17 protein-coding genes and 3 pseudogenes are annotated in these 20,396 nt (G+C 58.1%); 9 read left to right on the top strand and 11 right to left on the bottom strand.

Going from position 1 to position 20,396, the window contains the following annotated elements; translation table 11 throughout:
- Window positions 1-531, top strand: a pseudogene (locus G5533_RS02725) (IS3-like element ISAs31 family transposase); the annotation flags it as partial.
- Window positions 532-629: 98 nt separating this feature from the next.
- On the opposite strand, the gene mltA reads toward G5533_RS02725, so the two are convergent.
- Complete coding sequence (mltA, locus tag G5533_RS02720) at window positions 630-1,781, bottom strand: murein transglycosylase A (RefSeq protein WP_421173214.1); 1,152 nt, start codon at window positions 1,779-1,781, stop codon at window positions 630-632.
- A 149-nt stretch (window positions 1,782-1,930) separates the two neighbouring features.
- Between mltA and G5533_RS02715 the strand changes: the two genes are divergently transcribed.
- Window positions 1,931-2,182, top strand: coding sequence for a DUF1289 domain-containing protein (locus tag G5533_RS02715; RefSeq protein WP_216953548.1), 252 nt, complete (start codon window positions 1,931-1,933; stop codon window positions 2,180-2,182).
- Window positions 2,183-2,283: 101 nt separating this feature from the next.
- Here the strand turns inward: G5533_RS02715 and fruA are convergent, their stop codons facing one another.
- The 3 genes from fruA to fruB are packed head-to-tail and all read right to left on the bottom strand — an operon-like array spanning window position 2,284 to window position 6,094.
- Window positions 2,284-4,008 carry a PTS fructose transporter subunit IIBC gene (gene fruA / locus G5533_RS02710; RefSeq protein ID WP_441254419.1) on the bottom strand — a complete coding sequence of 575 codons (1,725 nt, stop codon included), beginning with the start codon at window positions 4,006-4,008 and terminating at the stop codon, window positions 2,284-2,286.
- Window positions 4,005-4,994 (bottom strand): 1-phosphofructokinase, encoded by a 990-nt coding sequence (gene pfkB, locus G5533_RS02705; protein ID WP_441254417.1) that lies wholly within the window; start codon window positions 4,992-4,994, stop codon window positions 4,005-4,007. Before pfkB ends, fruA begins: the two co-directional genes overlap by 4 nt.
- Window positions 4,994-6,094 carry a fused PTS fructose transporter subunit IIA/HPr protein gene (fruB, locus tag G5533_RS02700; RefSeq protein WP_441254415.1) on the bottom strand — a complete coding sequence of 367 codons (1,101 nt, stop codon included), beginning with the start codon at window positions 6,092-6,094 and terminating at the stop codon, window positions 4,994-4,996. The genes pfkB and fruB overlap by 1 nt, the downstream gene beginning before the upstream one ends.
- Window positions 6,095-6,390: 296 nt before the next feature.
- Between fruB and cra the strand changes: the two genes are divergently transcribed.
- Window positions 6,391-7,377, top strand: a complete 987-nt coding sequence (gene cra, locus G5533_RS02695) for a catabolite repressor/activator (RefSeq protein WP_421249832.1) — start codon at window positions 6,391-6,393, stop codon at window positions 7,375-7,377.
- 558 nt (window positions 7,378-7,935) lie between these two features.
- Window positions 7,936-9,129, top strand: a complete 1,194-nt coding sequence (locus G5533_RS02690; protein ID WP_441254414.1) for an aromatic amino acid transport family protein — start codon at window positions 7,936-7,938, stop codon at window positions 9,127-9,129.
- Window positions 9,130-9,212: 83 nt separating this feature from the next.
- Here G5533_RS02690 and G5533_RS02685 read toward each other — a convergent pair whose 3' ends face one another.
- Entirely contained in the window at window positions 9,213-9,731 is a 519-nt protein-coding gene (locus tag G5533_RS02685; protein ID WP_181222411.1) for a transcriptional regulator, read from the bottom strand.
- Between the two features lie 485 nt (window positions 9,732-10,216).
- Between G5533_RS02685 and G5533_RS02680 the strand changes: the two genes are divergently transcribed.
- Together G5533_RS02680 and G5533_RS02675 are read left to right on the top strand one after the other, a co-directional pair.
- The gene (locus tag G5533_RS02680; RefSeq protein WP_106843351.1) at window positions 10,217-10,774 is read left to right on the top strand and encodes a hypothetical protein; all 558 of its coding nucleotides are present in this window, start codon (window positions 10,217-10,219) and stop codon (window positions 10,772-10,774) included.
- Between the two features lie 219 nt (window positions 10,775-10,993).
- Window positions 10,994-11,380, top strand: coding sequence for an MAPEG family protein (locus G5533_RS02675; protein WP_441254413.1), 387 nt, complete (start codon window positions 10,994-10,996; stop codon window positions 11,378-11,380).
- Window positions 11,381-11,493: 113 nt separating this feature from the next.
- Here G5533_RS02675 and G5533_RS02670 read toward each other — a convergent pair whose 3' ends face one another.
- A complete protein-coding gene (locus G5533_RS02670; RefSeq protein WP_421235798.1) occupies window positions 11,494-12,861 on the bottom strand; it encodes a DEAD/DEAH box helicase in 1,368 nt (455 codons plus the stop codon).
- Between the two features lie 358 nt (window positions 12,862-13,219).
- Here G5533_RS02670 and G5533_RS02665 point away from each other — a divergent pair, with 358 nt between their 5' ends.
- Complete coding sequence (locus G5533_RS02665; RefSeq protein WP_441254412.1) at window positions 13,220-14,050, top strand: substrate-binding periplasmic protein; 831 nt, start codon at window positions 13,220-13,222, stop codon at window positions 14,048-14,050.
- Between the two features lie 112 nt (window positions 14,051-14,162).
- Here G5533_RS02665 and aroC read toward each other — a convergent pair whose 3' ends face one another.
- Entirely contained in the window at window positions 14,163-15,251 is a 1,089-nt protein-coding gene (gene aroC, locus G5533_RS02660; RefSeq protein ID WP_201951171.1) for a chorismate synthase, read from the bottom strand.
- Window positions 15,252-15,263: 12 nt separating this feature from the next.
- Window positions 15,264-16,199 (bottom strand): 50S ribosomal protein L3 N(5)-glutamine methyltransferase, encoded by a 936-nt coding sequence (prmB, locus tag G5533_RS02655; RefSeq protein ID WP_005345333.1) that lies wholly within the window; start codon window positions 16,197-16,199, stop codon window positions 15,264-15,266.
- 82 nt (window positions 16,200-16,281) lie between these two features.
- Here prmB and smrB point away from each other — a divergent pair, with 82 nt between their 5' ends.
- A complete protein-coding gene (smrB, locus tag G5533_RS02650; RefSeq protein ID WP_441254410.1) occupies window positions 16,282-16,806 on the top strand; it encodes an endonuclease SmrB in 525 nt (174 codons plus the stop codon).
- Window positions 16,807-16,823: 17 nt separating this feature from the next.
- Here smrB and G5533_RS02645 read toward each other — a convergent pair.
- Together G5533_RS02645 and G5533_RS02640 are read right to left on the bottom strand one after the other, a co-directional pair.
- Window positions 16,824-17,405 (bottom strand): annotated as a pseudogene (locus G5533_RS02645) (histidine phosphatase family protein).
- Window positions 17,406-17,440: 35 nt separating this feature from the next.
- A pseudogene (locus tag G5533_RS02640) lies at window positions 17,441-17,797 on the bottom strand (GFA family protein); the annotation flags it as partial.
- 371 nt (window positions 17,798-18,168) lie between these two features.
- Here G5533_RS02640 and G5533_RS02635 point away from each other — a divergent pair.
- Window positions 18,169-18,723 (top strand): porin family protein, encoded by a 555-nt coding sequence (locus tag G5533_RS02635; RefSeq protein WP_337072204.1) that lies wholly within the window; start codon window positions 18,169-18,171, stop codon window positions 18,721-18,723.
- A 125-nt stretch (window positions 18,724-18,848) separates the two neighbouring features.
- Here the strand turns inward: G5533_RS02635 and G5533_RS02630 are convergent, their stop codons facing one another.
- Entirely contained in the window at window positions 18,849-20,312 is a 1,464-nt protein-coding gene (locus G5533_RS02630; protein ID WP_421204879.1) for a chitinase, read from the bottom strand.
- Between the last annotated feature and the right edge of the window lie 84 nt (window positions 20,313-20,396).

Below are 20,396 nucleotides of genomic sequence, written 5' to 3'. Positions count from 1 at the left end.
TTCTACCGTCATCCCAACTTGCTCAAGGCGGGGCCAGAGCAGGTCACACCGGTGGCCCCGGAGCAGGTCTGGGTCGCTGATATCACCTATCTGCCAGCCAGGAGCGGGCCGCTGTACCTGAGCCTGGTGACGGATGCGTACTCACGCAAGATAGTGGGCCACCACGTACACGAAGGAATGCATGCCGAGTCGGTGGCGATGGCGTTCAGGAAAGCACTGAAGCAACGGCGTGGCGGCGGTGAACTCATCCATCACTCTGACCGCGGCGTACAGTATTGCTCGGGACTGTATCAGTCATTACATGAACGGTACGGGGTGAAATGCTCGATGACGGATGGGTATGACTGCTACCAGAATGCGTTAGCGGAGCGGGTGAACGGGATTTTGAAAGGAGAGTTATTGTTGCAAAGCCCGCAGGATTTGGCGCAAGCGCGGGAAATGGTGCGTGAGGCGGTGGATATTTACAACGAGGAGCGGCCGCATCATGCGTTGAAATACAGAACCCCCGATGCGGTACATAGGGGGTTCTGAGTAGAGAAATGCTAGTTGAAAATGTGTAAACCTATTTCAGGACTAGATATTCATCTTTGCTCGAGCGCCCGATTACAGACGCCCAAACCCTCAGAGTATTACAACCAGGGGGCAGCAGTCGGCCCGTGGTGCAGGCCCAGCTTCCAGACACGGCCAAAGTGCTTGTAGTGACCGGCCGCGACACCTGCCTTCTCACCCATGCCGTGGTAGAGATCGAGGTGACCCTTCTTCACCGCCCCGCCCACATCCAGCGCAATCAACAAGCGCAGCTGGTGCTTGCCGGTCCAGTTGCCCTCTTTATCGAGCAAGGGAACTTCGGCCAGGATCGGGGTACCCATCGGCAGCAGGGTCTTGTCGGCAGCGACGGCCGCCAGCGGCAGCAGCGGGATACCGGCGGCACCGATCACATCATTAGTCGGGCGACGCTCGAAGAAGACATAGGAGGGGTTCTGCTCTACCAGCTCCTTGACCCTGTGCTCAGGTTGCTGGTTGGCCCACTCCTTGATGGCCTTCATCGACATCTGCTCCTTGGGCACTTCACCGCGGTCAATCAGCACCCGGCCAATGCTCACATAGCCGTGGCCGTTCTTGCCGCTGTAACCCAGATATTGCAGCCTATCGTCGTCACCGTAGTGAACAAAGCCCGATCCCTGCACGTCCATCAGGAAGTTGTCGATAAGGGATTTGCTGTAACCCAGCTCCAACCCGCGGTTGGCAAGGGCGCCCTGGTGGATCTGTGCCCGGGTCGGACAACGGCTGCCGCAGTTGGGCATGGCATAGATGGGGTACTTATACTCGGCATCCGGGCGGTGACGCACCTCCAGCACCGGCGAGTAGTAGCCGGTAAAGAGCACGTTACCCATGCGATCGGCGCCGCCCAGCTGAGCCAGGCTGATACCGTAACGGGTGATGTCGGCAGGATTGCCGCCGCCCGCCACCCAGCGGGAGAGCTGGTGATAGAGCTCGCCATAACGGCTCGCCATCCGCCCTGAACGCTGCATGACAATGCGACTCTGGGGGCCAAACTTGCTGTAATCGGCACTGGCACGACTGTTGACCCGCTCGACCCGCACCAGATCCCCCGGCAAGGTACCGTCCAGATACTGCTTGCCCAGATTTTCCGGCACCTCGCAGTTGAGAAAACATCTGTCATCAGTCTGTTTTTTTGGCACCTCTGCTTTGTCAGAGTTACCCGCACACCCGGCCAACCCCAGCACTATCGCGGTCAGCCAGAATCCGTGTTTGTTCATATGTCCTCATTTAACACCAAGAGTCCTGCTCGGCGGCAAGATGCCAAATTTGCAGGGGGAAAGCAAACGACATCAATCACTTGAAGAGAGATTTCTCCAAAGGGAGGATGCTGGGTTATAACAAGGTGACAGGATATGCGAGGTAATGGATGGAACAGCTCGAAATATTCCCGTTGCAGAGCCCCTGTATCGGGGTCTGCGAGGTGAACAACAAGGGCTATTGCAAAGGATGCCTGCGCAATCGCGAGGAGCGTTTCAACTGGCAGAAAATGAGCCCGGCCCAGCAACAGGATGTAATGCGTCTGTGTCGCGCCCGCAAGGCGCGGGTTGAGGCTGCGCGGCGCAAAGCGCTGGAAGGAGCGCAACCCCAGTTGCCAGAACAACAAGGCTGGGAGTTTTAACCACTCCCTATCTTCCCCTCACAGGTTACCTATCCTCCCGACAAAACAAAAAGCGGCCCACAGGCCGCTCTTGGTTATGACGTCTTGCCGGGTGGCGAGGCTTATGCCGTGGCCAGCTTGGCCTGCTCTTCGCCGCGCTTGAGCATGGCGTAGGAGACACCGGTCAGCAGCGATCCTGCCGCAATCGCCACGATATACATCATGACGTTGCTGATGGCATGCGGGATAAAGAGCACGAACAGACCGCCGTGAGGTGCCATCAGCTCGCAGCCAAACAACATGGAGAGCGCACCGGTCAGGGCGCCGCCAACCATGCAGGCCGGGATGACCCGCATCGGATCCTTGGCGGCAAACGGAATGGCCCCCTCGGAGATAAAGCACAGACCCAGCACGAAGGAGGCTTTACCCGCTTCCTGCTCCGCCTTGATGAACTTGGTGCGGGCCAGGAAGGTGGCGATCCCCATGCCCAGTGCCGGCACCATACCGGCGGCCATCACGGCAGCCATCGGGGCGTAGGTTTTGGAGGCCAGCAGGCCGACACCGAAGGCGTAGGCTGCCTTGTTGACCGGGCCACCCATGTCGAAGCACATCATGGCGCCGATGATGACCCCCAGCAGCACGGCGTTGGCAGAGCCCATGTTGTTGAGGAAGGTGGTCATGGCATTCATGATGCCGGCCACCGGGCCACCTACGACGTAGATCATCACCAGACCGGTAAAGAGGCTGGCAAAGAGCGGAATGATCAGGATCGGCTTGAGCGCCTCCAGGGTCACCGGCAGGCGCACCTTGTCGCTCAGGTACTTGGCGCTGTAACCGGCCAGGAAACCGGCCACGATGCCGCCGAGGAAACCGGCGCCCAGCGAGCTTGCCAGCATACCGCCGATCATGCCGGGGGCGAGACCCGGACGGTCAGCGATGGAGTAGGCAATGTAGCCGGCCAGCACCGGGATCATCAGGGCAAAGGCGGAGCCACCACCGATCTTCATCAGGGCGGCGGCCAGAGTGCCTTCCACCTTGAACGCCTCAATACCGAACACGAACGAGAGCGCGATGATAAGACCGCCCGCCACCACCATGGGCAGCATGAAGGAGACACCGGTCAGCAGGTGCTTGTAGGGGCCTGCTTTTTCCTCTTTCTTGGGCTGGCTGGCGCCACTGTGGCGATAGAGTGTCGCCTCGTTCCACGCCTTGTCGAGCTCGGCGCGGGTTTTCTTCAGTGCCGCCCCTGTGCTGGTGCGATAGACCGGCTTGCCGTCGAAACGGGCCATGTCCACCTCGATATCGGTGGCGAGGAACACCAGATCGGCAGATGCAATCTCCTCGGCAGTCAGGGCGTTCTGGGCACCGACCGAACCTTGGGTCTCGACGCGGATCTGATAACCCAGCTGTTTGGCCATGGTCTCCAGCGCTTCTGCCGACATAAAGGTGTGAGCCACCCCGGTCGGACAGGCAGTCACCGCCACGATGCGCTTGCCAGCGGCGGCCGGTTTGGCGGCAGCGGGCGCGGCTTGATGACGATAGACGCTGGCACCGCTGGTGGCAGCTTCCAGCAAGGCAGCGGGATCCTGCAGGGCGACATCCATGCTGCCCTGATAGACTCGCTTGCCATCATAGGCAGCGAGATCCACTGGGGCACTGGCGACAACCAGCACCAGATCGGCGGCAGCAATCTGCTCCTTGCTCGGTACTTGGCGGGGCTGCACGCTGGAGCCGACGTCGAGGGTGAGTTCCCAGCCAGCCAATTTGGCCTGCTGTTCTATCCGTTTTGCAGCGAGAAAGCTGGTGGCAATGCCCGCCGGGCAAGCCGTAACCAAGATTGCTTTCATTGGGCATCTCCTGAGTTTTCCATTGAGGGGGTATTGCACTGAACCGGTGCCAGCGCATCCAGACGCTCTACGCGCACCTGTTCAAGTAAGGGGTTGAGCATATTGATATCGTCAAAGCCGACCGCCACCTGACTGACCGCCAAGGCCGAGACGGCGGTGGCCAGCCGCAGGGTCTGCTCCGGCGCCCAGCCAAGGCTCAGACCATGGGCGAGACCGGCGACCAGGGAGTCGCCAGCACCGACCGTGCTGACCACCTGCATGCGCGGCGGAATGGCCTGCCAGACGGCATCCGGGGCAAACCAGATGAGGCCATCGGCGCCGTTGGAGATCACCACGTTGGGGATGCCGCTTGCCTGCAGCGCGCGGGCACACTCGGCCTGCTCGCTCAGAGTCTTGATGGGGCGGCCCGCCCACTGGCTCAGCTCCTCCAGATTGGGTTTGACCAAGGTCGGCGCCGCCTTGATCCCTTCGCTTAAGGCCGCGCCGCTGCAATCGAAGATCACCTGCTTGCCCTTGGCCTTGAGCAGGTGGATCAGATGGGCGCAGTAATCGGGGGCCACCCCTTTGGGCAGGCTGCCCGCCAGCACGAACCACTCTGCATGCGTAGCCAATTGGTCGATGGCCTGCTCCAGCGCGCTCACCTCCCCTTGCTGGATGGTGAGCCCCGGCAGGTTGAGATCGGTAACCCGACCGGACTGCTCGGAGATCTTGACGTTGATGCGGGTGCTGCCCGCGACACGGACAAAGTGATCATCCAGCGCCCGCTCTGCAAACAGGGAGACAAAGCTCTGCTCATTGTCTGCGCCAAGCCAACCGGTAACGCCCACCGCGCGGCCCAAGTCCTTGAGCACCATGGCGACGTTGATCCCCTTGCCCGCCGCACGCAGGTTGGCCTCGCTCACCAGATTGACCTCACCCAGGCTCATCGCCTCGAGGCGAGTAGTGAGATCAAGGGCCGGATTGAGGGTGATGGTAACAATCTTCATCAATGCGCCCCCTCGCCGAGACCAGCGGCGATGGCCTCACCGATCCCCTTGAGAGCCGCTTCGGCATCAGCCCCTTCGGCGCGAAACTCCAGACGGTGCCCGCATTTGACCCCAAGACCGATCACTTTCATCAGGCTCTTGGCGGAAACCGCTTCGCCGCTGCCATCCAGATTGGCCACCCGGATGTCGGATTCAAACTCTTTGGCCACCTTGACCAGCATGGCGCCGGGACGAGCGTGCAAGCCGTGGGGATTGATGATGGTGAAGGTTTCGGAAAGACCGCTCGCGGGGCCTGCTTGCAGCATGGCCAGTCCCTCGCCGCCCGCCAGCGTCGCCAGCTGACCAGCAGCCGCCAGTTTGGCCAGATTCTCCAGCTGCGGCAGATGGCCGCTATCTGCGGCGCACAGCAGTAGCATGGCGCTGACCGGCAGCTCCCCTGCGCGAAGTTCGCTGCTGGGCGTTGCCAACACCCAGCCAGTCTGGGCCGCTTGCGCCCGGGCCAGCCAGATTCCCTCGCCCAGATAGGCGGGATCGCTTGCCAGCAGCGCGCTCACCATGGCGGCATCGCCCCAGCCCGCCGATTTGGCGCGGGCGGCTGCTCCCAGCAGCAGTTGGTCGCGATCATCGGCCGGGAAGTCAGCCAGGCTAAGGTATTGCACCTCTTTGGCGGCAGTGGCGCCAGTCAGGATGTTGATGATGGTGTCGGCATCGGTGGCCTCTTTGAGCTGGGCAGCCGCCTGCTCGTCACCCAGCACATGGGTGAGCTGGCGCAAAATGCCCAGATGCTCGTCGGACTTGGCGGCGATGCCGATGGCGACGTAGGCGATCTGCCCCTCGTCCCACTCGATGCCATGAGGGAATTGGGCCACCATGACGCCGGTGCTCTTCACCAGATGACGGGTATCGGTGGTGCCGTGGGGAATGGCGATGCCGCTGCCAAGATAGGTGGCATGCTGCGCTTCACGGGCCAGCATCCCATCCACATAGCCCGCTTCCACCAGACCGGCTTCGGTCAGTTTGCCTGCCAGCAGGGCAATGGCGTCCGACTTGGTCGCCACCGACTGCCCCAGCAAGATCTGCTCTCGCGCCAACTTCAACATAGAGACTCTCCATCAGGTTCCGGCCACGCCGGTACGTCACAATTGAACATTCGGATAACTCGCCAGCTGACAATAGACCTGAACACGGTTCACTGTGATCGGGGCCTGATTTTCAGGCCACTGGGTCTCTTCGTTGCTGACAGGCTGAATCGTTTCACTTACACTCAGACTGAATCGTTTCAGCGAATTGATCAAGTACCCACAAAGAGTGCTTTTCAATGATATGATCCCGCGCACACTTTTCGGTGCCCTCACCCGGCAGTGACCGTGGGCCTTGCAACTCAAACAGAGCCAATATGATGAAACTGGATGAAATCGCCGCCCTCGCCGGTGTCTCGCGCACCACGGCAAGCTATGTGATCAATGGCAAGGCCGACCAATACCGCATCAGTCAGGCCACCCGCGACAAGGTGATGGCCGTTGTCACCGCCCATAACTATCAGCCGGACAGCCGCGCCGCCTCCCTGCGTGGCGGCCAGACCAAGACCCTCGGCTTTATCCTGCCCGACCTTGAGAACGCCAGTTACGCCAAGCTGGCCAAGCGGCTGGAGCAGGGAGCGCGGGCGCAGGGCTATCAGCTGCTCATCGTCTGCTCTGAAGATGAACCCGCTACCGAAAAAGAGCTGGCCCAGATGCTGGTGAGCCGTCATGTGGATGCCCTGCTGGTGGCCAGCTGCCTGCCGCCGGACGACCCCTTCTACGGTAAATTGCAGGCGCAAGGCAGCCAAATCCTCGCCATCGACCGGGCGATGGCAGCCGACAAGTTCGTCACCGTCGCCAGTGAAAACGAGAAGGCAAGCTTTGATCTCACCAGCTCCCTGCTCACCCCGAACTTACGCCATATCGCCTTGATCACCGCGCTGCCAGCACTTACGATCAGTCAGGAGCGAAAAGCCGGTTTCGAGCAGGCGGTCGCCAGTCATAGCGCGACTCGCCACCTGTGCGAGGGGGATCACTTCTCCCGCCTTGAGGGGTATCGCCTGATCAAGGATCTGCATCAGCAGCTGGGTCAGCTGCCCGAAGCGCTGATCACTACTTCCTATATCCTGATGGAGGGGGTGCTGGACTATCTATTGGAGCAAGAGATCGATATGAGCAAGCTTGCCATGGCCACCTTCGGGGACGATCGCCTGCTCGACTTCCTCCCCTTTGGCATCAACTCCCTGCCCCAGCAGCACGACGCGCTGGCGAGCCAGGCGCTGGAGCTGGCACTCAAGGCGGTGAATGGCGACTACCAGAACGGGCTGCACTATGTGAGCCGCACCCTCAAGCGCCGTCGCTAACCTGACCGCAGCAGACCCGATTTGCTGTCAATGGGTGGTAAAGCGAACAGATGACAATAAGGCTGCCGGCATCGGCAGCTTTATTGTTTTCCCCCACAACCCTACCCGCCCGCTTTGCTTTCTCTACCGTCTGGCCGACTAAACAACCGGCCTCCACACTCCTTTCACCCCGCAACTAAACGCCAACGCCACGACAAGGCACTCCCCCATCCGTGCTGCAACCACTTGGCTGACCTGTATCAATGAGCCCCTGCCAGTCATTTTCTCGGTGCTTTTTTCTGCAATTAGCCATCACTGTCATTATTTATTTCCACTTATTGCTACAAGCCAGCACAATATCCGTATAAAGGGGGTTGTTTCCGCTATTTTGATCCGCTAACGTGGCAACCATCTTTTACAACTGACAGGTTTTAGGTACAGATGTTCCCGTTCCGATATTGCTAGCCTCCGGCCCTATCACCGGAGGCACCTTCTGATAACGCCAATCGGCCCCCTCTTGTTGACGTCACTGCTGACATCGCCTGTTTGCACTGATACCGCTATGTTCGGATGGATAACATGAATACCAAAACTCTGGGTTGTACCCTGTTGATTGCCGGCACCACCATAGGTGCCGGCATGCTGGCCCTGCCGCTGGCCTCCTCCTCCCTCGGCGGCCCCGCCACCCTGATGTTGATGGTCGGCCTCTGGGCCCTGATGGCCTTTACCGCCATGCTGCAAGTAGAGGCAAGCCTAAACACCGGCAAATGGTACCTGCACCAGCTGGCGGACCATCTGCTCGGCCCCTGGGGCAAGCGTATCGCCTCCTTCTGTATCCTGATGCTGTTCTACTCGCTGGCCTCCGCCTACATCAGCGGCGGCAGCAGCCTGCTGGCACAGGCGCTGGCCGATGCCGGCATCACCCTGAGCCAGGAGCAGGCCGCTTGGGCCTTTACCCTGCTGTTTGGTGGCATGGTCTGTGTCGGCACCCGCTCGGTGGATTACCTCAACCGACTGATGTTCACCGTCAAACTGGTGATCATGGTGGTGGTGCTGGCGTTGCTGCTGCCCCGCACCGAAGGGCAGCATCTGCTCTCGATGCCGCTGGGTCAGGGCCTGTTGCTGGCGGGCCTGCCGGTCATCTTCACCTCGTTTGGCTTTCACGGCTCCATTCCGAGCGTGATGCTCTACCTCGGTGACTGCCCAAAACAGCTGCGTCGGGTCTTTGTCTGGGGCTCAGCCCTGCCACTGATCCTCTACGTGCTGTGGCAGGTAGCGATCCTTGGTTTGCTCGGCCAACAAGCCCTGCTGCAAACCGGTTGTGCGCTGGACAGCCTGCTGGCAAACGTCGGCAAACTGGTGAGCTGGCCTGTGTTTAATCAGGCGATGCACTTGTTTGCCGACCTGGCGCTCGCCACCTCCTTCCTCGGGGTAACGCTGGGACTGTTTGACTTTATGGCCAAGGTGACCCGCCGCAAGGACAACTGGCAGGGCCGCACCCAGACTGGCCTTATCACCTTTGTGCCGCCATTGCTGTTTGCCCTCTACTTCCCGCAGGGCTTTATCATGGCCCTCGGCTACGCTGCCATTGCGCTGGCGATCCTCGCGGTACTGCTGCCGGTGGCGCTGGTATGGCAGAGCCGCAAGCAGGCGCCTGCCCATCACTACCGCGCCCCGGGTGGCGTAGTGGCGCTGGGAGTGGCCGCCGCCATGGGCGTGCTGATTGTTGGCGTCCAGATCAGCGTCAGCCTTGGAATGTTGCCAGCGCTGTAATCCCCGATACTGAATGCCCCAAATAGCCAAGCCCCGCCAATCTGATTGGCGGGGCTTTTTACACTCAACTAACTCCATTTAATTCATTTTTTCGAATGGTGACGTCCAAAACCGGATTTATTTGGCCAAGTACGCATCTTCCTTTTCTCTTCTATGATGTAACTTTCTCGCCATAACCAATCACCCAATAAATTAGCTACGGTATGATTTAGTCGCACACGAGCGGTCTCATCACTAAAAGGTAACTTTTCAAGCTGGGCCATTACCTTAGGATGATTAAAATCAATGCCATTCCAAGCATGTCCATACATATTTCGAATTTTCCGTATTGCCTCAACTTCAGAAAACTCTTGTTCTTCTATTAGTCCAAGTGAATACGCGGCCAGAATGCGAGAACTAAATGTACCTAAAGGAGCATTAAATCCTTCAAGTAATTTTTTACTTTCTGTAGAGTCTATAAGAAAGGCAGAAATCATACCCGCGAGCACCTCATCAAGAATAGAGCCTGCCATCAACACAGCCCCTCTATCAGACTCTTTATAAAAATCATTCAAGAATGTTGCGAGTCGCAAAATTTCAGGTGGTGTATCTTCCCAAGCCATTTACCCAATCTCCAATTTTTAAAGTTAGTTAAAAATACCATTTAATACCCACTAAATATTGGAAAGCCAAGATGGTTCCATTTTTCTCGTTATGATTGATTTGCTATCAAAAACTTCATATCACAAAAACGCCAACAATACCTCATAGCAACCAATAATAATGTTATCTATTTGTAATTTACCGAGTCTCAACATCATTATATTTTGACTGGGATTATATCAAACGCATATCAGCTTAGTGAGTGAAAAGTTATTTGTCATGCTGGTTTCGTTCAGTCTTTTGATAATAATCAGCTGTGGAGCGAATGAGAATATGCAAGCACATTAACACCAGCTCTTAACCCCTCCATCAGCCATGCCCCCCCCAAACCTTCAGCTATATACCGACCTTTTTACTACCCGACCCTGAATAATCAGTTCAAAAACCGTTCATGCCCCTTCGCTACACTGCCCGCTCGTTTATCGCGTTCAGGAGTTTGAAAACAATGATGTTGCACCTCAAGAAGAGCACCCTTGCCCTCATCCTGCTTGCCGCCAGCGGCGCACTTAGCGCCGCCGAAATCGCCAACAACAATATTACCGAGGCGGAGATCAAGGCCGCGCAGGATAGTTGGGGCACGGCGCTTATCAAGATCAGCGATGACTATCGCGCCGGTGGGATTGAGCGCGCCAAGGCGACTGCCGAGTCGGTGCTCGACAGCGCTTATGGCTACCAGCAGGGGCCGGTGCTGTTCAAACCCACTCTTGCCGGTGGCGAGCAGACCTTCCGCACCAACCGCGAGGGGGCGCTGGCCTACTTTGTCGGCAACAACAGCGCCTACCCCACCGACAAAGGGTTCGCCCTGAAAAACTGGCAGAGCTATCGCTATGACAATGCCGCCGTCTATATCAACGGCGACATGGCGCTGACCATGGGCAAGGTACATCTGGTAGATCGAGATAACAAGGAGACCACTGTCGACAAGACCTGGGGTTTCAAGAAGGGGGATGATGGCAAGGTGCGCATCGTGCTGCACCACTCCTCCCTCCCTTACGAGGGGTAATGACGGGGCGCAGCCCACCATCAACACGGTCAAAATACAGCCCTGCCACTTCGGCAGGGCTGTTTGTTTGCGCCTGCGCTTGGCAGATGGCGAGTGAGTGGATGACGGTCGTGCTAAGGCAGTTTGCTGCTACCCTCAAGGCAAGCCATTGAGATGCCGAGCAATATCGCGTCTCTGAACACCAGCCACTCGTTATCATCACACAAGGAGCCAGATACCATGACCATACTGCCTGTTTACGCGGCCCTGCTCGCCCTGTTGTTTGTGTTGCTGAGCATTCGTACCATTCGCACCCGCCATAGCCGCAAGGTGGCGCTGGGGCATGGGGATGACCCCGCCATGTTGCGCGCCATGCGGGTACACGCCAACTTTGCCGAGTATGTCCCCCTCGCCCTGCTGCTCATCTATTTCGTCGAAACCGGCAGCCATGCCCCCTGGCTGGTTCATCTGCTAGGGAGTGCCCTGTTGCTTGGTCGCCTCTGTCACGCCTTCGGCATGAGCCGCACGCCGGAGAATTTCCGCTATCGAATATTGGGAATGGGGCTGACTTTCACCGTCATTTTGCTGAGTGCGGCCTGTCTCCTGATCACCGCCCTGCTCTCCTGACCAGAGCAGGTCAGCCAAACGCGGAGCCGCAGAAGCAGAAATAGAAAAGCCCTGCCGATATGGCAGGGCTTTTCGTTTAACCGATCAGGGTGGGAGAGTGGCTCTCCTTGCCCTTACTGGTTATGGCTGGCGCGACGGGGGCGACGGGCCTGAGCCGGCTTGGCGGCGCCATCAGCCGGACGCTGACCCCCCTGGGGCTTGGGCTTGCCGCCGTTGCCGGAGCGAGCGGCACCCTGACGCTGGCCTTGACCTTGCGGACGCGGCGCACGGCGCTGCTCGCTCGGATCACGGGGCTCTTTGCGCAGCGGCGCGCCGATACCACGGGCGATGTTGTCGAGGGTCTCGCGGGACGCTTCAAAACCAGCCACCTGCTCGCAGGGGATGTTCTGCTTGGTCAGACGCTCGATGGCTTTGATCAGTTTGCCTTCATCGGCCGCAACCAGGGAGATGGCGTGACCGGCCGCGCCGGCACGACCGGTACGACCGATACGGTGCACGTAATCTTCCGCCACGTTCGGCAGCTCGAAGTTCACTACCTGCGGCAGCTTGTCGATATCGAGGCCACGGGCCGCGATGTCGGTCGCCACCATCACGCGCACACTGCCATCCTTGAAACCGGCCAGCGCGCGGGTACGGGCGCCCTGGCTCTTGTTGCCGTGAATGGCGGCAGCACTGATGCCGTCTTTTTCAAGCTTCTCGGCAACGCGGTTGGCGATGTGCTTGGTACGGGTAAAGACCAGCACCTGCTGCCAGTTGTTGCTGGAGATCAGGTGGCTCAGCAGGGCAATCTTGTTGGCCTTGTCGCACGGGTGCACCAGCTGCTCGATACGCTCGGCGGTACTGTTGCGCGGGGCAACTTCAATGACAGCCGGGTTGTCCAGCAGGCCAGTGGCCAGCTCGCGAATTTCATCGGCGAAGGTGGCGGAGAAGAGCAGGTTCTGGCGCTTCTTCGGCAGCAGGGTCAGGATGCGGCGGATGTCGCGGATAAAGCCCATGTCGAGCATGCGATCCGCTTCGTCCAGTACCAGGATCTCCACTTCGTCAAACTTGACGGCATTCTGGTTGTAGAGATCGATCAGACGGCCAGGACAGGCCACCAGCACGTCCAGACCACGGCGAGTCGCCATCATCTGCGGGTTGATGCTCACGCCACCGAATACCACGTGGCTGCGCAGGGGCAGATGCTTGCCATAGTTGCGCACGCTCTCGCCCACCTGGGCGGCCAGCTCGCGCGTCGGGGTCAGTACCAGCGCACGGACGCGGTTCGGAGAGACCTTGCGCTTGCTCTCCATCAGACGTTGCAGCATCGGCAGGGTAAAGCCTGCGGTCTTGCCGGTCCCTGTTTGGGCCGCCGCCATCAGATCGCGGCCAGCCAGAACGGCGGGGATCGCTTGTTGCTGAATGGGAGACGGGGTGTCGTAGCCTTGTTCGGCAACGGCACGCAACAAGGGTTCGGCCAGACCGAGGGAAGTAAAACTCATAGTTACCTGCTAGGGATAGGGGCGCCGACAATCCGGGATGGGGCTCCTCTGCTGAGCCGATGCCATCTCGCCAGACTCGGGCCTGTTGAGAACACAACGATTTCCCCGGGGAGCAGAGCAAAGGGGAAAGAATAGGGGCGCAGTCTAACGGAGTTGTGCCGGATAAACGAGAAAAATGTGATGCTCCTCCCAGCACGCACAGAAAAGCCCTCTGCTCTCCACCGAATAATCCCGTTGACCAGTGAAGCACGCACCACACTATTAACTGACAACTTATTACCTGTCCCGCCATCGTGATGCGCGGGTCGCAGGCGCACGGGATAGCAGAGAACAAAAAGCAGAATAACGAGGTTAAGCTATGAGCACGCAATATCGTCCCCACGGCAACTGGCAGGCCAAGCTCTGCCTGCTGCTGCTTTTGCTGACCCCTTCCCTGCAGGCCAGTCAGACCCTGACCGTGGCCTGGAGCCACTGGCCCCCCTTCAGTCAAATCAACAACAGGGGTGAGCTGGACGGGCTGGATGTCAGCCTGACTCGCCAGATCCTCACCCAGGCGGGCTTTGCCCCCAAATTTCGTGAGATCCCCTGGGCGCGGGCACTCCATCTGGTGGAGCACGATCAGCTGGATGTGGCGATGGCCGCCCTCCCCCTGCCGGAGCGGCAGAAGTATGCCCGCTTCTCTGCACCCTATCGCCAGAGCGCCTATGTGCTGTTGAGTAATAACCCGATTCCAGGCCATCAGGATCGCTGGGGAAAGCTCGATACCTTGTCCAAACTGTGCCACAACAAGGAGCTCAAAATTGGCAAACTGCGCGGTACTCGCCCCATTCATCAAATGGACGAGTGTCCTGCCCTCAAGGGGGCGACCGAGTACAATGCCGATGATCGACTAATCGAACTGCTGCTGGCCCGCCGTCTCGATGGCATCATTATGGAGTGGCAATATGCACGCTATCGGCTCTCCCAATTGGGTGCCGAGGGATTTATCAGCTGCCAGCTATTACTGCATCACCAGCCGGTCAGCCTGATGTTTGCCAAAAATAGCGTGAGTGACGCGCAGCTCCTCAAAATCAACAAGGCCATCGAGGCCTTGCCCAAGCACCACAGCAAGTTCTCTCCACCCAGTTGCCGCCTCGATGCCGATCCGGGGGCAGCGGATCTGCTGACTCGCACCCTCCGCACGCATTGACGGAATAAGCAATGACCAGAAATAACAAAGGCGACCCGGAGGTCGCCTTTGATGTGTTTGTAGAGCCAGCCCCCTGAACAGGGCGCGCTCAGTCGATAGGCTACAGCGCCGATCAGCGCAGCTGCGGGGTATGGGTCAACACCCCCTGATTCTGGGCACGATGGCGCAGCAGGTGATCCATCAACACCAGTGCCAGCATGGCTTCGGCGATGGGCACGGCGCGAATGCCGACACAGGGATCGTGACGCCCCTTGGTGATCATCTCGATTGCCTCGCCTTCGGTATTGATGGTCTTGCCCGGCACAGTGATGCTGGAAGTCGGTTTGAGCGCCATGCTCACCACAATATCCTGACCCGACGAGATGCCGCCCAGAATGCCGCCCGCATGGTTGCTGGCAAAGCCCGCCGGGGTCATCTCGTCGCGATGCTCGGAGCCTTTTTGCTCCACCACCGCAAAGCCATCACCGATCTCCACCCCTTTCACCGCATTGATGCCCATCATGGCATGGGCAATGTCGGCGTCGAGACGATCAAACACCGGCTCACCCAGGCCCACCGGCACATTGCGCGCAATGACCTGCACCTTGGCACCGATACTGTTGCCCTCTTTTTTCAGGTCGCGCATATATTGATCGAGCGCTTCCAGCTTGCCCGCATCGGGGAAGAAGAAGGGATTCTGCTCAATCTGCGCCGCGTCAAACGCCTCAGCCTTGATGGGGCCGAGCTGGGAGAGAAAACCGGTGATCTCGATGCCATGTACCTGTTTCAGGTACTTCTTGGCAATCGCCCCCGCCGCCACTCGCATCGCGGTCTCGCGGGCAGATGAGCGACCACCGCCACGATAGTCCCGCTGACCATACTTCTGGTGGTAGGTGTAGTCAGCATGACCCGGCCGGAACAGATCCTTGATATCGGAGTAATCCTTGGAGCGCTGATCGGTATTCTCGATGAGCAGCCCGATGGAGGTGCCGGTGGTCTTGCCCTCGAACACCCCGGAGAGGATCTTCACCTCGTCCGGCTCGCGGCGCGGCGTGGTGTAGCGGGAAGTGCCGGGCTTGCGCCGATCCAGATCCCCCTGCAGATCCGCTTCGCTGATCTCCAGCCCAGGCGGGCAACCATCGACCACGGCGCCCAGCGCCAGGCCGTGGCTCTCGCCAAAGGTGGTGACCCGAAAGAGTTGACCAAAACTGTTCCCTGCCATGCGCGCTCCTGCTTAGTTCTTGTAGATGGCGAAATGATCCTGATACTGCACCAGCTCTTCACGGGTCATCACAAAGACGCCGTGACCGCCGTTTTCGAATTCAACCCAGGTAAAGGGGATCTCGGGGAACTGGGCTTCCAGATGGATCATGCTGTTGCCTACTTCAACCACCAGCACACCGTTATCCTTGAGGAAATCGGCGGCATGGGCCAGCAGACGCTTGGTCAGCTTGAGACCATCGGAGCCGGACGCCAGCGCCAGCTCAGGCTCGTGACGGAACTCGTCCGGCAGATCCGACATATCTTCGGAGTCCACATAGGGCGGATTGGAGACGATGAGATCGTACTTGTCGCCCGCTGGCAGATCGCGGAACAGATCGGAACGGATCGGAATGACCTGCTGCTCCAGCCCGTGATCGTTGATATTGCGCTCGGCCACGTTCAGCGCATCGATGCTGATGTCTATGGCATCCACTTCCGCTTCCGGGAACTCGTGGGCCATGATGATGGCGATACAGCCGGAGCCAGTGCACAAGTCCATGATCCGGGTCGGTTCATGTTTGAGGAAGGGCGCGAAACGGTTGGCGACCATCTCGGCAATAGGGGAACGGGGAATGAGCACCCGCTCGTCCACGTAGAACTCCCAACCGGCATACCAGGCCTTGTTGGTCAGGTAGGCGGCCGGTACCCGCTCCTGTACACGGCGGATAATCAGCTCGGCGATGCGGTGACGCTCGCTGCTGGTGAGACGGGAGTGGCGCATGGCCGGGTCTACATCCGGTGGCAGATGTAACGCGGGCAGTACCAGCTGCACAGCTTCATCCCAGGCGTTGTCGGTTCCATGACCGTAAAAAATCCCGGCGTCGTTGAAACGACTCATGGCCCAACGCAACATGTCCTGGATGGTGTGCATCTCGGCAACCACCTCATCGATAAATATCTTGTCCAAATCCACCTCCAAGTCGAGTAATATCCGGCCCGAGCCCCGTTTACGTTGCGGGCAAGACGCATTCCTAATACATGAGCATCTGATGAAAAAAACGCCCTCACCGACAGACGAGGAAACCCTGCTGTTCCGCGATGCGATAAAAGGTACCCGGAAAATCAAGCAAGATACCATAAGGGCCGAGTTACGCCCGGTCAAGCAGAAACGCGAATTGCGCGAAACCCGCGAAAAGCTTGGGGTTGACCACTATTTCAGCGATGAGTATCAGCCCCATCTCGACGATGATGGGCCGACCCGTTACGTGCGGGAAGATGTGTCAAAATTTGAGCTGAAAAAGCTCAAGCGGGGCATTTATCCGCCGGATATCTACCTGGATCTGCACGGCATGAACCAGCAGCAGGCAAAACAGGAGCTGGCCGCCCTGCTCACCCTCTGCCAGAAAGAGAACATTCACGTCGCCTCGGTGATGCACGGCATCGGCAAACATATTCTCAAGCAGCGCATTCCCAGCTGGCTGGCCCAGCACCCCAATGTTCGCGCCTTCCATCAGGCTCCCCGCGAATGGGGCGGCGACAGCGCCATTCTGGTGTTGCTGGATATCGAAGAGTAGAAAAAGCAGCGCACAAACTAACTCTGCCCAACCGGTCGATTGAATCGCAATGGTGATATAGAGGAGTCAAGATTGACCACCAGCATGCCGCCGTTGGGCAACTGCCACGCGAAGAAGTCATCAAATCCGGCGGTCGTTAGGGCGCGGGTCACCTTGGCGACCACACCGTGCGCCACCAGCAATACCCGCTCCCCCTGCATGGTCGAGGCCAGTGCCGTTAGTCCCTGCGAGACTCAGGCAATCACCTCATCCAGCCTCTCACCGCCAAGCGGAGCCTCCGCCCAGCGCCGGGTGATGTTGCGCACCCACAACTCGGGATAACGCGCCTTGGCCTCTAGGCCGACATGCCGTTCACGAAAGTCCGGAGCAAGTTTCACAGGCAAGCCCAACTGACGTGAGAAGATCGCGGCGCTCTCTCTTGTTCGCAGCAGGGGCGACGCCAGCAACCGATCGAAAGGGGCCAGTGTGGTCGCTATCTCATCGGCCAGCCAGCATATATGCCGCGCGCCATCTTAGTTAAGCCCGATATCCAACGCCCCTTGATAGCACCCCTCGGCGTTGGCTTGGGTCTCTCCATGGCGGATCACTATCAGCTCCATGGTTTACTCCTCTTTCTACGTGGAATATCGCAAAACTACTTCCCTTTCGGATAACGGGGATGATCGTCCTGGATCGGCAACCAGGAGAGCTGGCTGACGGTATGGATGTGATAGGTTGGTGCGACCGTTTCGGGGTTATCAAGTGAGACAATAGCCAGCGTCAGGTACTCGGGGTATTGAATGCTGCGATAGCTGAGGGTGGCGCCACAGGTTGCACAAAAGCCGCGTCGAATCGCCTCCGACGAGGCGTACTCAGTCAATACGCCGCATAGCCATTGCACCTGTTTCACCCGAAAATCCATCCAGGCGCCGGTCGTGCGCTGACAATCCCGGCAGTGGCAAAAATCGGTAGCAAAGGGAGCAGCTAGCACCTTGTAGCGGATTGCACCACAATGGCAACCCCCCCTCTAATATCCCGTTACGAGAAATCACCATCTTGTTTACCATCCAGTCCACGTTTGAAGGCATATATTGCCAGCCTAACATCCCGTTACACTAAGTTGATTAGTGCAGAAAACCAATGAAATTTGCGATTTATCAGCGCTCATTTCAGATAGGATTGACACATTTCACCATTGTTCAGACAGAAGATAACCACTCTCACCTCCCATCATAACAACTATGGGGGCTCTGATTATTCATCCCCCTGACAATATGAGATATTGCCACTCACTACTGGCCTGCGAATATAAGACAAGCTCACCCGAGCCCATATAAATCTGTTCGTCGCAGCCATATTCCACGCTATTTAATTGGAACCTGCATGATGAAGTTATTCACTCCCCTGGTGGTTGCCACGGCGATCTTCTCTTCCGTGGCGATAGCAACCCCCTCTCCCCATATCGTCGGCGCCACCCTTGGCTATGGCACCCAGTCATTCAAAGCACAAAATGGGGATCAGGCCGATGGCGGTGACAATATGACTGCCGATCTCTATTACCGTTATATGTTCAACGATTATATCGGTATCGATTCAGGAATATTGTTTGGTACCGGTGGCGTAGTCAGCGCCCTCTTCGATGCAACCCTCAATGACGTAAAAGATATCCATTACAAAGGGATCCGCTCTGCCTTGTATGCACAATTCCCGGTCTCTTCCGGCAACAGCTTTTATGCCAAACTGGGTGCCAACGCCCACAGAGTCGAATACACCATCAACAAGGAAGATCAGAGCAACTCCGGGGTCGGTTTGTATGGCGCTGCGGGTTGGCAATATCGCTTTGATTCGGGTATCGGACTCAATGCAGAGTACCAATATATCCCCATGCCTCGACTCGATGTCAAAGGGGTCAGTGTCGGTCTCAACTACCGTTTCTGATCCCGCCTGATGGGGCGACAACAGGCCGATAACGGGTAAAAAGCAGGGAGATATCTCCTCCCTGCTGCCTGCTTGTTTCCACTACCGATAGATCATGGTGATTGACCATGATCCCAACGGCAACCTTATTTGGTCACCACCACAGCCCAGGGGCCACCTTTGGCGGGATCATCCCCTTGCGTCCACCATTTGGCCTGATAGACGGCGCCCTTGTAGCTCACCTTGTTGCCCGCGGTATAGACCTTGCTGGCCTCCCAGGCAGGCTGGCCATCAATGGGCGGGTCAACCGGATCGACCGGGGCAGGATCGAGCTTGGCGACGATCCGCACTTTCGGCCAGTTGGCGTGGGAACCGTAGAAGTTGGTCACGCACTTCTCGTAATCACCCGGCACCAGCGCAGAATAAGCGGTCTGGAAGCCCACCAGCTCACACTCGAAGGAGTAACCGCCCGGGCGATCAGGATAGTACTTCCAGTTGCCATCCCAGTTGGTGTAGAGCACGTCGGTAGCGCCGTTGAGATTGAGGCTGCCATAGGGAGTCTGCTGCCAGCAGGTGTTCTTCTCATCCGCCTTGACCGGGATCTGGTAGTGGTTGGCCAGCCCTTCCCAGTAGCGGATGCGATTGACCGGCTGCCCTTTGTCCTTGTTCTGTTCACCACACTCGATACCGCCGTTGATGACGTTGATGGTGGTACCGAAGCCATAGCCGATACCGGCGTCAGCTTCCCGTTTGGAGGGTACCCAGGTGCGATCAATCACGTGCAGCATGGCCGGTTTCGGGGCCTGCGGGGTGAGGAAGAACCAGATGGCAGAAGCGAGGTTGAGCCAGGAGTCCGCCACCAGCCCCGGGTTGTTGAGCAGCACTGAGGCATCGCCATCAAACATCGCCTCGGAGAAGGCACCGTAGTTGAAGTGGTAAGAAAGCTGCTTGGCGCCGCGGCCAAAGTAACCTTGTCCGGTACTGCAGGGCCACTTCTTGTTCTGCCAGTCGTTCTGGCCACAGCCGGTGGTATAACCGGTCTGTCCCTCTGACCAGCCCATCTCCCGCACATGCACCAGCGCCTGTTGCCACTCCTCCAGCCCCAGCGGGTTATCGGAGACGTTCTCCTTGGCAATATGGCCGCCGGTCTCCTGAGAGAAGTGGGCAAAGGCCGTCACAATGGATTTTTTACAGATCGCATCAGAATCGCGCCCGTCGGTATATTCGCCGCAGAACGCAGGAAATTTACCGATGGCCCGCAAGAAGCGGACATAGGTATATTCCGGCGCGGCCATCTGGGTTAAATATTCCCATTCAGATTGGGGAAATACCCGTTCAACCCGTTTTACGTTGTCAGGATTGCTTGCCAGACCCGGTTCAATGGCATCGACTATTTTATTTGACCGGGTGGCCAGTGCCTTGGCCCATATTGTATACATGGGGTTGGCCGTCTTGGCCTTTTCCACCGCGGCCAGATCCGGGGCCGCAATCACATATCCACCCACATTTTGCGGATCGGGTTGAATATTCATGGTTGCACTTATTACGGCATAGCTTGGCAATGTGCAAGCGGCAGCGATCAGCCAGGCACAACGCTTGGGTTTGAACATGTTTATCGTCCTTGTTTGAATTAATGCGCTCCAAGAGTAGGTGTTCCAACAACTAAATTCACGATGAAAATTAAGAAATGCGCG

This window comes from Aeromonas sp. A600620 (assembly GCF_029479985.1).
GTDB lineage: Bacteria > Pseudomonadota > Gammaproteobacteria > Enterobacterales > Aeromonadaceae > Aeromonas > Aeromonas veronii_A.
This window is presented reverse-complemented; position numbering and strand designations above follow the sequence as displayed.

What these genes read in the sequence shown, in the direction of transcription:
- mltA (WP_421173214.1), bottom strand. Translation starts at nt 1,781, where the DNA reads ATGAACAAACACGGATTCTGGCTGACCGCGATAGTGCTGGGGTTGGCC.
- G5533_RS02715 (WP_216953548.1), top strand. Translation starts at nt 1,931, where the DNA reads ATGGAACAGCTCGAAATATTCCCGTTGCAGAGCCCCTGTATCGGGGTC.
- fruA (WP_441254419.1), bottom strand. Translation starts at nt 4,008, where the DNA reads ATGAAAGCAATCTTGGTTACGGCTTGCCCGGCGGGCATTGCCACCAGC.
- pfkB (WP_441254417.1), bottom strand. Translation starts at nt 4,994, where the DNA reads ATGAAGATTGTTACCATCACCCTCAATCCGGCCCTTGATCTCACTACT.
- fruB (WP_441254415.1), bottom strand. Translation starts at nt 6,094, where the DNA reads ATGTTGAAGTTGGCGCGAGAGCAGATCTTGCTGGGGCAGTCGGTGGCG.
- cra (WP_421249832.1), top strand. Translation starts at nt 6,391, where the DNA reads ATGATGAAACTGGATGAAATCGCCGCCCTCGCCGGTGTCTCGCGCACC.
- G5533_RS02690 (WP_441254414.1), top strand. Translation starts at nt 7,936, where the DNA reads ATGAATACCAAAACTCTGGGTTGTACCCTGTTGATTGCCGGCACCACC.
- G5533_RS02685 (WP_181222411.1), bottom strand. Translation starts at nt 9,731, where the DNA reads ATGGCTTGGGAAGATACACCACCTGAAATTTTGCGACTCGCAACATTC.
- G5533_RS02680 (WP_106843351.1), top strand. Translation starts at nt 10,217, where the DNA reads ATGATGTTGCACCTCAAGAAGAGCACCCTTGCCCTCATCCTGCTTGCC.
- G5533_RS02675 (WP_441254413.1), top strand. Translation starts at nt 10,994, where the DNA reads ATGACCATACTGCCTGTTTACGCGGCCCTGCTCGCCCTGTTGTTTGTG.
- G5533_RS02670 (WP_421235798.1), bottom strand. Translation starts at nt 12,861, where the DNA reads ATGAGTTTTACTTCCCTCGGTCTGGCCGAACCCTTGTTGCGTGCCGTT.
- G5533_RS02665 (WP_441254412.1), top strand. Translation starts at nt 13,220, where the DNA reads ATGAGCACGCAATATCGTCCCCACGGCAACTGGCAGGCCAAGCTCTGC.
- aroC (WP_201951171.1), bottom strand. Translation starts at nt 15,251, where the DNA reads ATGGCAGGGAACAGTTTTGGTCAACTCTTTCGGGTCACCACCTTTGGC.
- smrB (WP_441254410.1), top strand. Translation starts at nt 16,282, where the DNA reads ATGAAAAAAACGCCCTCACCGACAGACGAGGAAACCCTGCTGTTCCGC.
- G5533_RS02635 (WP_337072204.1), top strand. Translation starts at nt 18,169, where the DNA reads ATGATGAAGTTATTCACTCCCCTGGTGGTTGCCACGGCGATCTTCTCT.
- G5533_RS02630 (WP_421204879.1), bottom strand. Translation starts at nt 20,312, where the DNA reads ATGTTCAAACCCAAGCGTTGTGCCTGGCTGATCGCTGCCGCTTGCACA.